The organism is Neolewinella sp., assembly GCF_965214665.1.
Lineage (GTDB): Bacteria > Bacteroidota > Bacteroidia > Chitinophagales > Saprospiraceae > Neolewinella.
In genome coordinates, this window is sequence record NZ_OZ243970.1 from 3,659,304 (window position 1) to 3,673,182 (window position 13,879).

11 protein-coding genes are annotated in these 13,879 nt (G+C 61.2%); 1 reads left to right on the forward strand and 10 read right to left on the reverse strand.

Annotated features, from left to right (window positions below):
- Positions 1 to 50: 50 nt before the first annotated feature.
- The 5 genes from ligA to ACOOHD_RS15700 form a co-directional block, all read right to left on the reverse strand.
- Positions 51 to 2,180 carry an NAD-dependent DNA ligase LigA gene (gene ligA, locus ACOOHD_RS15680; protein WP_420458823.1) on the reverse strand — a complete coding sequence of 710 codons (2,130 nt, stop codon included), beginning with the start codon at positions 2,178 to 2,180 and terminating at the stop codon, positions 51 to 53.
- Positions 2,181 to 2,188: 8 nt separating this feature from the next.
- The gene (gene gldE, locus ACOOHD_RS15685; protein WP_420458824.1) at positions 2,189 to 3,604 is read right to left on the reverse strand and encodes a gliding motility-associated protein GldE; all 1,416 of its coding nucleotides are present in this window, start codon (positions 3,602 to 3,604) and stop codon (positions 2,189 to 2,191) included.
- Between the two features lie 78 nt (positions 3,605 to 3,682).
- Positions 3,683 to 4,093 carry a single-stranded DNA-binding protein gene (locus ACOOHD_RS15690; protein ID WP_420458825.1) on the reverse strand — a complete coding sequence of 137 codons (411 nt, stop codon included), beginning with the start codon at positions 4,091 to 4,093 and terminating at the stop codon, positions 3,683 to 3,685.
- Between the two features lie 42 nt (positions 4,094 to 4,135).
- Complete coding sequence (gene mutY, locus ACOOHD_RS15695) at positions 4,136 to 5,236, reverse strand: A/G-specific adenine glycosylase (protein ID WP_420458826.1); 1,101 nt, start codon at positions 5,234 to 5,236, stop codon at positions 4,136 to 4,138.
- A 141-nt stretch (positions 5,237 to 5,377) separates the two neighbouring features.
- Complete coding sequence (locus ACOOHD_RS15700; protein ID WP_420461442.1) at positions 5,378 to 5,899, reverse strand: RNA polymerase sigma factor; 522 nt, start codon at positions 5,897 to 5,899, stop codon at positions 5,378 to 5,380.
- Between the two features lie 326 nt (positions 5,900 to 6,225).
- Here ACOOHD_RS15700 and ACOOHD_RS15705 point away from each other — a divergent pair, with 326 nt between their 5' ends.
- Complete coding sequence (locus tag ACOOHD_RS15705) at positions 6,226 to 7,167, forward strand: sterol desaturase family protein (RefSeq protein WP_420458827.1); 942 nt, start codon at positions 6,226 to 6,228, stop codon at positions 7,165 to 7,167.
- Here the strand turns inward: ACOOHD_RS15705 and nusA are convergent, their stop codons facing one another.
- The 5 genes from nusA to ACOOHD_RS15730 form a co-directional block, all read right to left on the reverse strand.
- Positions 7,168 to 8,418 carry a transcription termination factor NusA gene (nusA, locus tag ACOOHD_RS15710; RefSeq protein WP_420461443.1) on the reverse strand — a complete coding sequence of 417 codons (1,251 nt, stop codon included), beginning with the start codon at positions 8,416 to 8,418 and terminating at the stop codon, positions 7,168 to 7,170.
- 6 nt (positions 8,419 to 8,424) lie between these two features.
- On the reverse strand, positions 8,425 to 8,895 hold the full coding sequence (rimP, locus tag ACOOHD_RS15715) for a ribosome maturation factor RimP (protein WP_420458828.1): 471 nt from the start codon (positions 8,893 to 8,895) through the stop codon (positions 8,425 to 8,427).
- 204 nt (positions 8,896 to 9,099) lie between these two features.
- The gene (locus tag ACOOHD_RS15720) at positions 9,100 to 10,806 is read right to left on the reverse strand and encodes a SulP family inorganic anion transporter (RefSeq protein ID WP_420458829.1); all 1,707 of its coding nucleotides are present in this window, start codon (positions 10,804 to 10,806) and stop codon (positions 9,100 to 9,102) included.
- A 7-nt stretch (positions 10,807 to 10,813) separates the two neighbouring features.
- A complete protein-coding gene (locus ACOOHD_RS15725) occupies positions 10,814 to 12,190 on the reverse strand; it encodes an MBL fold metallo-hydrolase (protein ID WP_420458830.1) in 1,377 nt (458 codons plus the stop codon).
- Positions 12,191 to 12,267: 77 nt separating this feature from the next.
- A complete protein-coding gene (locus tag ACOOHD_RS15730) occupies positions 12,268 to 13,830 on the reverse strand; it encodes a sulfatase (protein ID WP_420458831.1) in 1,563 nt (520 codons plus the stop codon).
- Between the last annotated feature and the right edge of the window lie 49 nt (positions 13,831 to 13,879).

A 13,879-nucleotide genomic window follows, 5' to 3' on the forward strand; every position in this document is an offset into this window, starting at 1 on the left:
CCGCGGCTGTCGTTCTGCACCCCGCAGCCCGGCAAGGATGCCGGGAGCCGCTACACCAGCGCCAAATACTCCCCCTCAGTAAGCACCCGCACCGTGCCCAGCGCCTCGGCCTTCTTCAGTTTCGAGCCGGGCTTTTCGCCCACTACGAGGATGTCGAGCTTGCCGCTCACGGCCGAGACGATGCGTGCGCCCGCTGCCTTAGCTCGTTCTTGGGCTTCCTTACGGCTGAGCTGCTGGAGACTACCGGTGAAAAGAATAGTTTTGCCTACGAAGGGCCCTTCAGTGACCTCGGCGGCGGGGCGGTCCGCGTCGGTGGGGCGCACGTTGACGCCTAGGGCCTCCAGCTCGCGGAGCTGCTCCAGGTGCAGGGGGTTGGCGAAGTAGGCGGTGACGTTGGCGGCCACGGTGGGGCCGATGTCCTTGATGTGGAGGAACTGCTCCTCGGTCCAGTCGGCCAGGTCGAGAACGTGCTCGATGTGCTGGGCCACGAGCTGGGTGGCCTTCTTGCCGAAGTGGTGAATGCTGAGGCCGTAGAGGAGGCGCCAGAGGGGGTTTTGCTTGGCGTGGTCCACGCTGCGGCGCAGGTTCTCAGCCGAGCGCTCGCCGAAGCCCTCCAGCTCGGCAATCCGGTCGTAGGGGAGGCGGTAGACGTCGACGATGGTGCGAAGCCAACCCAGCTCGTAGAACTGCTCGACGTAGCGGCGGCCCATGCCGTCGATGTCCATGGCGGCCTTGGAGACGTGGAAGATGATGCGCTGTAGGTTCTGGGCGCCGCAGACGCAGACCGGGCAGCGCCAGGCGGCCTCGCCCTCGGCGCGGACCAACAGTACCTCCTCGTCGGTCTGGTTGATGGGGCAGGTCAGCGGCCACACGATGGGGCGCTCCGTGCCGTCGCGTAGGTCCTCCAGGGGCTTGACGATGTAGGGGATTACGTCGCCGGCCCGCTCCAGCAGCACCTGATCGCCCAGCCGGAGGTCCTTTTCGCGGATAAAGTCCTCATTGTGTAGGCTCACGCTGCTGATCATGACGCCGGCCAGGGCCACCGGCTCGGTCTTAGCTACGGGGGTGATGGTACCGATCTTACCTACTTGGTACTCGACGTTGAGCAGGGTGGTCGTGGCCTGACGGGCGGCAAACTTGTAGGCGATGGCCCAGCGCGGGTGGTGGCTGGTGTAGCCGGCCCGCTCCTGGAGAGCCAGGTCGTCTACCTTGATGACCATGCCGTCGATCTCGTAGGGGTAGGCCTCGCGGTCGGCCTCCCACTTGGTGCAGAAGGCGGCCGCCGCGGCGATGTCGGGTACCGCGGCGCGCTCGTAGCCGGTGGCCGGTACTTTGAACCCGAGTTCGGTCAGTACGTCCAGCGCGTGGGTATGGGTGCCGAGGGCCTGTACGGCATCGTTGCCCGCCTCGTCCGTGCCGTAGCCAAAGCTGTACATGAAGGCCTCGAGTTTGCGGTCGGCTACTTCGGTGGGCGACTTCATACGCAGGCCACCGGTGGCCGTGTTGCGGGGATTGGCGTAGAGGGTGAGTCCGGCCGCGGCGCGCTCGGCGTTGAGCTCCCCGAAGCGGTCCTTGCGAATGATTACCTCGCCGCGTAGCTCCACCCGGTAGAGCCCGTAGCGGCTGAAGGCGGCCGTGAGCGGTACGGAGCGGATCACGCGGGCGTTGTGGGTGATCTCCTCACCGAGTACCCCGTTACCGCGGGTGGCGGCGCGTACCAGTCGGTCGTTTTCGTAGATCAGAGCGATGGTGCCCCCGTCGAATTTGGGCTCCACGGCGTAGGCCAGCGGCAGCTCTTCCTCCATATTCAGCATCCGCTTCACCTGGCGGTTGAATTCAGCCAGGTCCTCGGCGTTGTAGCTGTTGCCGAGGCTGAGCATCGGTACCAGGTGGGGTACACTCTCGAAGTCGCCACTGAGGTCGCTGCCCACCCGCTGGGTAGGACTGTCGGGGGTCACCAGCTCCGGGTACTCCGCCTCCAGGGCTTCGAGCTGCTTGTAGAGCCGGTCGTAGTCGTAGTCGCTCAGCACGGGGTCGTTCTGCACGTAGTACCGCCATTCGTGGTAGCGCAGTAGGCTACGCAGTTCGGGCAGTTGCTCGGCGGCGGGTAGGGCGATGGCACCGGCGAGGTACTCCTTGGTGCGGGCGTAGTACTGGCGTTGCTGTTCGGGACCGTACATCGGGGGGCTTAGGTGGGGGGCGTGGCCGGATCGGGCTCCGGTGGTTCGGGCAGGGTAATGAGAATTTCCTGGATGCGGCGCTTGTTGACCGACATGGCCTGGAAGCGGTAGTTCTCATAAACCAGCTCCTCACCCGGCTCCGGCAGGCGGCCGAGGAGCTCCAGGAACAGGCCGGCCAGGGACTCGGCCTCGCCCTTCACCGGCTCGAAGGTAGAGGTGTTCATTTTCAGTACCCGGTAGACGTCGTTGAGCAGCGTCTTGCCGTCGAATACGAAGTTGAGCTCATCGATGCGCTGGTAGATGATCTCGTCGTCCTCGTCAAACTCGTCGTGGATGTCGCCGATCACCTCCTCCAGTACGTCCTCGAGGGTGGCGATGCCCTCGGTGCCGCCGTACTCGTCGACTACGATGGCCATGTGGGTCTTCTCGGTCTGGAATTCCTTGAGTAGGTCGCTGATCTTTTTAGTTTCCGGCACGAAGAGAATATCCTCCCGTACCAGTTTGATCCAGTCGAAGTTGGCCGGCTCGTGGCGGTGGCCCAGCAGGTCCTTTACGTAGAGTAGCCCAACTACCTTATCGAAGTCCTCCTCGAAGACCGGAATGCGGCTGTAGCTCGACTCCCGCACCACGCTGACCACCTCGGGGTAGCTCAGCTTACTATCTACGGCCACCACGTCGCCGCGCGAGCGCATGATCTGCCGTACGGTCACGTTATTGAACTTCACGATCCGTTTGAGGATATCAACATCCTGGCGCTGGGTCTCCTCGCCGCCCTCGTCGGAGTTCACCGTCAGGTCGATGGCCTCGTCGATGTCTTCCTGGCTGGCCGCCGCGGCATCCAGGGTGTGGTTCTCCAGCCGCCGCTCGATGAAACCGGCCCCCTGCACCAGGCTGGAGGAAATGGGGTAGAGGGTGCGCATCAGCAGGGCGACCGGACTGGCCATCTGGGTGGCTAGTTGCACCTTATTGTAGCTGGCGTACACCTTGGGGGCTACCTCGCCGAAGAGTACCAGTAGGAAGGTCACTCCGATCACGGTGATGGTAAATCCGATAGCCCCACTCAGGGTATCCACCCCCACCTGCCGCATGAAGGTGAGGTTCTCCTGGATATTGAGTGCCCAGGCGGCAAAGAGGCTGGCGGGGAACAGTTTGCTGAGCATGATCTCCGACACCAGCACGATGGCAATGTTGATAAAGTTGTTGGCGATCAGGATCGTGGCCAGCAGCAGACGGGGCTTCTCGCGCAGCTCCAGCAGCTTATCCCGCGAGGGGTTGTTGGTCTGCTCCAGCTCCTCGTAGTCGTTGGGGGTGAGCGAGAAGAAGGCCACCTCCGAGCCCGACACTAGGCCGGACAGCAGCAGCAGCACCGCGATCCCCGCAAAACCCAGCAGCAATTCTACCCCGGTACTTATTAATAAGAGCACGGGCCAGTGGGATAAAAAAGGATCAGAGGGGTCCAACGATAGGGATTGGTGGACAACAAAGATAGTGCCCCGCCCGCACTAGAAGGGCAGATCTTCCTCGGCGGCCATCGGGGGCGGTTCGTTCACCGAACCGGCGTCGTTGCCGTCCGTGTCGTAGCTATCCCGCTTACCGTCCAGGGTGCGAAACATGGCTCCCACCACCTCGGTACTGCGGCGCAGATTGCCGTCCTTATCCTCCCACTTTCGGTGGGTGAGCTTACCCTCCAGGAACACTAGCGACCCCTTGCGGCACTGCTTCTGCGCCCGTTCGGCCAGGTGGCGCCAGAGCACCACGTCGTGCCACTGTGTTTCTTCCTGCCACTGCCCGGCCCGGTCCTTGTAGCTCTCCGTAGTGGCCAGGCGCAGGCGGGCGACCATCGTGCCATTGGCAAGGGTACGGATCTCCGGATCGGCGCCCAGGTGCCCTACTAGTGTTACGCGGTTGATCATCGTCGGCGGGTGAGGTTAGCCGGCAAAGCTACACCCCCCGGCTCAGAAGCCCAGGGTAAGGGTCGTATCCTCCAAAAAACGGGTGATGATGCGGGGCAGGGCGTAGCGGTCAAACTCGTCCCGCGGCACAACTAACGAACCAACGGGCGGGGCCGCAGGGGCAAGCAGATCGCGGGAGGCCAGCACGTGAAAGACCGCTCCGATCGTCTGGTGGCTAAGTTGATGTCGGTATACTCCGCTACGGCGCAGTTGGCGTAAGCCAGTAGGGTCAAGCACGGCCGGCCAGTCGGCATGCTGCGTCAACTGTTCTAGGCTAGTGTCCACGCTGTCGGTCTCCACGAGTGGGAACTGGTAGAGCGACTGCCAGATGTCCCCCGCCGGTCGCCGTTCGAGTAGGTAGCGGTTGCGGGCGTCGGACACCACAAGGTAGTGGAAGTAGCGTGGGCGTACCATGGTCTTCTTGCCCTTTACCGGTAGGTCATAGATCCTGTCCTGAGCCCGTGCTTGACACCCACTTGCTACGGGACAGTGCACACAGTCTGCCTGCTTGGGCGTACACACCAGGGCCCCAAAGTCCATGATCGCTTGATTGAAGCGGGCGGCAGGTACCTGACCCAGCGCACGCTCGGCGAGCTGCTGGAAGTGCTTCCTGCCCGGTCCGGTCGTAGTGGGGGTAGCATCGCCGGCGTAGCGCGCCAGCACCCGGAATACATTGCCATCCACTACAGCGACCTGCCGACCGAAGGCGAAGGAGGCTACGGCCGCCGCGGTGTATGGCCCGATGCCGGGTAGGGCAAGTAGGCCGGCGTAGGTATCGGGAAACTTACCCCCGTGCTCGTCGGCTACGGTGCGGGCGGCCTTCAGCAGGTTGCGGGCGCGGGAGTAGTAGCCCAGCCCCTCCCACAGCTTTACCACTGCGTCGTCTTCGGCGGCGGCCAGGTCGGTCACGGTGGGGTAAGCGGCCACGAAGCGCTCGAAGTAGGGCCAGCCCTGTTCGACGCGGGTCTGCTGTAGGATGATCTCGCTGAGCCAGATGCGGTAGGGATCGGCCTCCTGCTTCCAGGGCATGGGGCGCCGCTCGGGGCGGTACCAGGCTAGTAGTTCCTCGCGAAAGTGCTGCCAGTTTACCTTTGCTATCGCCATATTCGTCAATGCCAGAGACCCGCCGCAAAGATGCAATGGGCCTAAAGCATGTTGCTTCAAGGTTTAATTAACACGGATCCATAACCCTGTAGACTACATCGGCAACATGGCAAGAAAGAGACAAACACTGTGACAACACCACTATTTTTCACGCAGCTTGCCGTACTGGCGGGCAATCTGCGTCTTAAGATCTTTGCGGGCGAAGAAAATGCGGCTCTTTACCGTGCCTAGGGGCAACTGTAGGTGGTCGGCAATCTCCTGGTACTTGAAACCCTGGTAGTGCATCAGGAAGGGAATGCGGGTAGAATCCTCCAGCTCATCAATCATCTCGGTTAACTCCTTGATGAGCATGTTGCTGTCGGCGGCATTTTCGATGGCGTGCGAACCTGAGTTGAGGTAGTACAGGTTGTCCGTATTGTCCATGATGGTGTTGGCCTTCATCTTCTTGCGGTAGTTGTTGATGAAGATGTTCTTCATGATGGTGAAGAGCCAGGCCTTGAGGTTGGTGCCCTGCCGGAATTTATCGCGGTTCGTCATGGCCCGAAAAGCCGTCTCCTGGTAGAGGTCCTTGGCGTCCTCAGAGTTCTTCGTCAGGTTGTAGGCAAAGGAATGTAGAAGGGTAGACTGCTGATCGAACTGCCGGAAAAAGTCAATTTGCGTCATCATAGCGTGCGGCCGGGGCCGTTTTGTTGAACCAAAATTAGGCAAACGTTAGATACGGTGCAACCAAATTACCCCAGCACAGGGGTTTATTTTCACAATCCCGGCCGGTCAGCTGGTCTTCTGCGGTGCAACTGACTGTTGATCAGCAGGTTGCTTCCTGATACGCGCAAACACCGTGTTACTAATTTTCAGAAAGATATGAAAGAAGACGTCTGCGTGACATTTAGCAGCCGCCCCCCGTTAGACTAATGGGCTTAACAAATTCACGTAACTTCCCCTGAGGGTGGTCTCTCCCTGCCCATGCACCCTTCCCGTCAATCCATTTCATGCCCGAACTCACTACCGACCCCTTCCCACTAGAGTATGCTATCCCCGGCTTCATCGTCCTGCTGCTGCTGGAGCTCGGCGTGGCTATCGCCGAGGGCCGGGAGCGCTATACGCCGAAGGACACGCTAAGTAGTCTGGCGATGGGTATTGGCAATGCCCTGATCCGTCTGGTCACCAAGGGGCTCAGCATCGGTGTGTTTTTTGTCATTTACGAGTACCGGCTCTTCGATCTCGGGGGCGCCTGGTGGGTATGGGTGCTCTGCTTTTTTGCCGAAGACCTGGCCTACTACGTCTTCCACCGCAGCAGCCATGGCGTACGCTATTTCTGGGCCAGCCACGTCGTGCACCACAGTAGTCAGAAGTATAATTTTTCCACCGCCCTGCGGCAAACCTGGACGGGTAGTTTATCGGGTACCTTTCTGTTTCACGCCTGGCTTCCACTACTGGGTTTTCACCCCATTATGGTGGCCATCTTTCAGACCTTCAGCCTGGTCTACCAGTTCTGGATTCACACCGAGTACATCCGCAAACTGCCCGCTCCCCTGGAGTACGTGCTCAATACGCCGAGTCACCACCGGGTCCACCACGCCAGCGACGTCAAGTACCTCGACCGCAACCACGGCGGCGTGCTCATCATTTGGGACCGGCTCTTCGGCACCTTTCAGCCCGAGGAAGAACAACCTACTTACGGCCTAGTCACCAACATCACCACCCATAACCCCCTGCGCATCGCTACCCACGAGTGGTCGGCCATGGTCCGGGATATTCATGGCGCCCCCGGCTGGCGGGCGCGACTGGCGTACCTCTTTGGCCCCCCGGGCTGGAGTCACGACGGCAGCCGCCGGACTAGTGAGCAGTTGCGTCGTGAGCTTAACGCACGACGGCTCGCTTCCCGGAAAGAAAGCGAGCCGTCCTTAGAAGATGCCATGGCGGAATCTTGACTATTCCTCCACGTAACGCACATCGTCGAACTCCGCGGCTAGTACCCGCAGTACGTTCATAATGGTCTCTTCCTCCAGGTCGGTGCGGCGCACGAGGTCTTCGGGGCTCGTCTCGATGACGGAGCGGGCGGTGTCCAGGCCGATGCCCTTGAGGGCGTCGATGACCCAGCCTTCGATCTCGTCACTGAACTCCTCCAGGTCGACGTCGTCTATTTCTACTTCGTTGTTGCGGTACACGTCGATCTCGAAGTCGACCAGGCGGCTGGCCAGCTTGATGTTGGTACCGCCCTTGCCGATGGCCAGACTGACCTGATCGGGCTCCAGGTACACCTTAGCGCGGCGGCTTTCCATGTCGAGGTCGATGTTGGAAACCCGGGCAGGGGTGAGCGAGCGCTGAATGTATAGGTTGGTGTTGCTGGTGTAGGGGATTACGTCGATGTTCTCCTGGTTGAGCTCGCGCACGATGCCGTGGATGCGCGATCCCTTCATACCCACACAGGCACCTACGGGGTCGATACGATCGTCGTAGCTCTCCACGCTTACCTTGGCGCGCTCGCCGGGGATGCGCACGATGCCCTTAATGGTGATCAGCCCATCCTCAATCTCGGGCACCTCCTGCTCCATCAGCTTGGCCAGGAAGCGCTCATCGGTGCGGCTTACGATGACCACGGGGTTGTTGTTGCGCATCTCTACCTCCTTGATCACGCCGCGGACCATGTCGCCCTTGCGGAAGTAATCACCGCGGATGGTATCCACACGGGGCATTACGAGTTCGCGACCGTTGGCATCGTCGATGACCAGCACCTCGCGCTTGAGAATTTGCTGCACCTCACACAGCACCAGCTCGCCCACCCGCTCGGTGTAGCTGCGGTAGATCTCGTCTTTTTCGAGGTCCATGATACGGCTGATCAGCGTCTGCCGCGCGGCCATGATGCTGCGTCGACCGAAGTCCTCCAGGAACAACTGCTCGTAGCACTCCTCACCGATCTCGTAATCCTCGTCGATGGCGATGGCCTCGGAGAAGGAGATCTGGCTCAGCTCGTCGGTCACCTCACCGTCCGGTACGATCTCGCGCACGCGCCAGAGTTCCAGGTCGCCCTTATTGGCGTTGACGATAATGTCGAAATTCTCGTCGGTGGTAAATTTCTTTTTGATCAGGGTACGGAACACGTCCTCGAGCACCCGCACCATGGTGGGGCTATCGATGGCTTTGCCCGAGCTGAATTCCTTGAAGGTATCGACCAGGTTCATCATGGCTTAGAAGGATATTTTTACGATTGATTTTTTGATGGCGTCGGTGGTCAGCGTGATGTCTTCCACGACGGTCTTCTTGCGTTTGCCCTCCTGAATACGCCGCTTGGCCTCCAGCACGACCTCGGTAGGGGTGGCCGCCTTGAGCTGACCGGTGTAGGTATCGCCGTCGGTGGTAGTCACCTCCAGGGTACGGCCCACGTTCTTCACGTACTGCCGGTAGAACTTCAGCGGCCGGTCCACGCCGGGACTACTCACGTCCAGCACGTATTCTTCTCCCAGGGGCTTATCCTCATCAAGGTAGCTTTCCAGGTAGCGGCTGATGCGCTGGCACTTCCCGAAGTTCATACCCGAGTCGCTATCTACGAACACCTCCAGCCGCTTGTTGGAGTGGTTCACGTCCACCACGAAGCAGTCCGCGAAGTCCTCCTCGGCGGCGAAGTAAGTTTCCAGTAGATTAGTAATCGTCTCTTCCATGTCCTTTCTAAGGAGTTAGGGGGTTAGGGAGGTAAGGGGTTAAGGACATGGCACACGGCCTTAACTCCCTGACTCCTTATCACCTTAACTCCCTGTCGGGGATGGAGGCACAAAAAAGAGGGAACCTTGCGATTCCCTCCACTGCGTCTTACGGCCTTATTTGGCAAAGATAACGCATCGTTATGACATAAGGTTGTGGCCGGTTCAGTCATGCTGTACCGCCGGCAGGTTCCAGTCCCGCTGCCCACCCCGCTCGTGATAGTAGCGGATGGCGTCCTGGATGGACAGGAAGTGGCTCTCGGCCCCCATACGCTGCATGAGGCCCGACTGGAAGAGTACATCGCGGACTGGGCCGATGACGCCCGTTAGGTAGAGCGCCACGTCGCGGCTCGCCAGCTTATCGAACAGCTGTTCCAGGGCGTAGAGGCCGGTAGTGTCGAGGTCATTGATGGTGTGGGCATCGAGGATGACGGCCCGTAGGGGATCGCCGCGCTCGTCGGCCAGGGCCAGGATCTGGTCACCGAAGTACTCGGCGTTGCCGAAGTAGAGCTCGGCATCGAAGCGGACCACGAGTAGGGCCGGATCGGTCTCGGCGGTGGGGAAGCGCTCCAGGTTGCGAAAGGCGTTGGTCTGGGGAATGCGGCCGAGCTCGGCCAGGTGGGGACGGGCGGCGCGTAGGAAGACAAAGGCCAGGGAGAGTACCACCCCGCCGGCGATGCCCCACTGGAGCCCCGTGAAGAGCGTAAAGACGAAGGTGACCAGCAGTACGGCCAGCTCCTTGGGGGCTAGTTTAGCCAGCCGCTTCATCTCCTGGAGATCGAAGAGCTTACCGACCGAGAACACGATGATGGCCGCTAGCATCGGCAGGGGGAGGTAGTAAAAAAGCGGAGTGAAGAAGAGCAACACGGCCGCCAGTAGCACCGCGGCCACCACCCCCGTCAGCGGCCCACGCCCCCCGCCCTCCTCTACCACCGCCGAGCGGCTGAAGCTGGCCGAGGTGGGAATGGCGGCAAAGAAGCTGCCGATGATCTTGGAAGCACCCAGCGCAAGTAGCTCCCGGTTGGGCCGGATGCGGTAGTAGCCGTGCCGGGTGGCGAAGGCATTGCCGATACTAAGCGTCTCTACGAAACTGATCAGGGCCAGCACCAGGGCAACGGGAAATAGGGTGGTCAGGATATTTAGGTCGACGCGAGGTAGGACGAGAGCAGGTAGCCCACTCGGCACCGCGCCGACCACGTCGATGCCCACCCGGTCCAGGCGAAGCAGGTACACAAGCAGCGTGGTAACTACGATCCACACTAGCATAACGGGTGCCCGGGGCAGGTAACGCTTGCCAAGCACCAACACCGCGAGACTCCCGAGCCCCATCAGCGTAGTCGGCAGGTGGAGCGTGCCGAGGTGACGCACGAACTGGTAGACCGTATCGTGCAGGTAGGTCGTGCGCGGCATCGCGACCCCGAAGATGGACCGGAGCTGGGAGGCCACGATCAGCACCGCCGCCGCCGAGACAAAGCCGGAGAGCACCGGTCGGCTCAGTAGACTGACCAGCCCCCCCAACTGTAGCACGCCGAAAAGCAACTGGATCACTCCGGTAAGTCCAGCTAGTACCACCGCATAAGTGAGGTAGTGCGCACTGCCCGGTTCGGCAAGGTGACTGAGGCCATTGAGGCAGAGCAGACTAGCCAGGGCAGTAGGGCCAACCGAGACGTGGGGCGTACTCGCCAGCAGGGTATAAACCAGCAAAGGAAAAAGCGCGGCGTAAAGTCCGTACACCGGAGCCACCCCGGCCAGGATGCCGTAAGCCATCGCCTGGGGGATGAGGATCACGCCCAGGGTGAGGCCTGCCACTACATCACCCCGTAGGCGGTAGTCAGCGGGTTGGGGAAACCAGGACGATAAGGAAGACCGCACGACGGTACTAGGCGTCGACCGACTCGGTAGCCAGGATATCGGCTACCTTGTCCTGTACGTTCACGATGCGGTCAAAACCACGCGCCTTGAGGATACTGGCCGCGATGGTCGAGCGGTAGCCGCTGCCGCAGTGAACGTAGTATTCCGTTTGCGGGTCGAGCTCACTCATCGCCGCGGAAAGGCCGGCCAGCGGCAGGTTAAGGGACCGGCGCAGGTGGCCACCGCCGTACTCGCTTTCCTTGCGCACGTCGATGACGTGCTCGGCGCGCTCGGGATCAAAGGCATTTGCCCGGATAGTTTCTATGGTATCTACCTCGCCGCCGTAGGTGCGCCAGGCTGCGATGCCGCCCTCCAGGTAGCCCAGGGCGTTGTCGTAGCCCACGCGGCTGAGGCGCTCGACGGTCTCGGCCTCCCGCCCTGGCTCGGTGACCAGGAGAATGGGTTGTTGCAGATCGGGTACCAGCTCCCCCACCCAGGGGGCGAAACTGCCGTCGATACCGATGAAGATGCTGTTCGGGATGAAACCCTTGACAAAATCCTCCTTTGCCCGTACGTCCAGTATTAGAGCCATCTCGCGATTCGCGACCTCCTCAAACTGGGCGGGGGACAACGCTACGGCTCCGCGGTCCATCACCGTTTCGAATGATTCGTAGCCCGCTTTATTCATCCGCACGTTCTCACTGAAGTAAGCCGGCGGCGGCAGCAGGCCCTCGGTGACTTCCCGCACGAACTCCTCGCGGGTCATATCCTTACGTAGGGCGTAGTTCGTAGCTTTTTGGTTGCCTAGCGTATCGGTAGTCTCGCGGCTCATTTTTTTCCCGCAGGCCGAGCCGGCCCCGTGGGCGGGATAAACGATGAGGTCATCGGGTAGCAACATGATCTTGCGGCGCAGGCTATCGTAGAGTAGGCCGGCGAGGTCTTCCTTTGTCAGGGCACCTTTCTTCTGAGCTAGATCGGGACGGCCCACGTCGCCAATGAAGAGCGTATCGCCGGTGAAGATGGCATGGGGGGTGCCGTGCTCGTTCAGCAGCAGGAAGGTGGTACTCTCCAGCGTGTGTCCGGGCGTATGTAGTACGCGAATCGTGAGTGCTCCCAGCTGAAACTCCTCCCCGTCCCTGGCTTCATACTTTTCGTAATCGGTCTTTGCCCCGGGGCCGTATACGATCTGCGCACCGCTCCCCCGGGCCAGGTCCAGGTGGCCGCTCACGAAGTCGGCGTGAAAGTGGGTTTCGAAGATGTACTTAATGGTATCACCGGCCGCCCGGGCCCGTTCCAGGTAGGGCTCGGGACTGCGTAGGGGGTCGATCACGGCCGCCTCGCCCTGGCTCGCGATGTAGTAGGCGCCCTGGGCCAGGCACCCGGTGTAGATCTGCTCGATGGTCATGTTGCTCGGGGGGTGTTATATGAACGATTGTTCATATGAAGGTTTGGGGGGTAGTGATGGTTGAGTAGGGACAAAGCTCACTCCCTGCACCCCACCAGCTCGAACTGGGTATGCTGTACACTGCGTGCGTACTTATACCCCTCGATGTATTCCTCTACGTCATATCCTCGCACCCCGTAATCCGGCGTATACCGCGTCTGATCCCAGAACAGCGTCCGGGCCTCCGTAGCCCGGGGGTCACCGGTCGCTTCCATCCAGCGGTCCACCTGGCTAGCTAGTCGCTCCCGATCACCCGCGTAGGCCGTCTGGTCCGCTACGTTGGTCAGTTGGTAAGGATCACGGCGGAGGTCGTACAGCTCCTCCCCGGGTCGCTTGCCGAAGACCAGCCGGTAATAGTCGGTCGTATCCCCCGCCGGTTTATCCCCTGCCAGGATGAGCATCTTGGTGATGGAGTTATCCACGTCCCCGTAGGCCCCCACACTGCGCACCGCCTCCGGGTCGCCGGCCGGCCACCGCTCGGGGAAGGCATTGCGGAGGTAGAGAAAGTCGTCCGTGCGCACCCCCCGCACGGCGTAGCTGCCGGAGTCGGCCCTGACCTGGGCGTGGCGCTCGCGTTCGAGATATACGGCGGTATCTCCCGGTACGTCAGCATCCGTGAGCTGATCCAGCAGACTCTGTAACTCAAACTCGTCCGGTACCTGGGTAGCAGCCGCCTCTACGAAGGTCGGCGCTAGGGCGGCCAGGTTCACGTAGGAGGTTCGCACCGTCCCCGCCGGTATCCGCGCCGGCCAGTGGGCCACGAAGGGCATGCGCGTACCGGCGTCGTACAGATTGGCCTTGGCGCGCGGGAAGGGCATTCCGTTGTCGCTGGTCACGATGATGAGCGTATTGTCGAGCTCGCCGCGGGCCTCCAGCAGGTCCACGATCTCGCCCACGTGGCGGTCGAAGCGCTCCACCTCGGCGTAGTAGTCGAGCATATCGTTGCGTACGCACGGCAGGTCTGGAAAGAAAGGTGGCACCACTACGGAGTCAGCCTCCATCCCAGACCAGGCCCCCAGGTTAGTCAGGTACTGCCGGTGCGGATCCTGGCTGCCGAACCAGTAGCAGAAGGGCTGCTCAGCATCCCGCTCCGCCAGCATGTCGGTAAAGTCGTCGTATTCCTTACCCGCCGGGTTGTGCGCCCAGCCCGTACTGCGCCAATCCCCCGGTGCCCAGCCCTTCTGGTCGTGCCCCACGATGTAGCCGGCTTCCTCCAGCACCGTTGTATAAGTTACCGCCTCGGCCGGAAATTCCGACCACAGGTTACCGGCCACGCCGTTCTGGTGGGGATAGCGCCCCGTAAGGATACTGGCCCGGGAGGGACTACAGCTCGGCGCGGCCGTGTAGGCGTTCGTAAGCAGCATCCCACCGGCGGCCAGGCGATCGAAGTTCGGCGTCTGCACCACCGGGTCGCCATACACCCCGGCGTGGGGGTAGGACCAGTCATCGGCTAGGAACAGGATGATGTTGGGGGATTGGGCTATTGGGTTGTGGAGTTGTTGCGGGGCCGTCGCTGAAGGTGTGGTAGGGGGCGGGGCCGCAGGTGCAACATAGTTTGCTAGGAGCAGTAAGCTGAGTACGGAGGCGAGGGTGTACAGCATGGGGTCTAAGATAGTAAACCCGTCGACTAACGATCACGAGCCGCAGGCG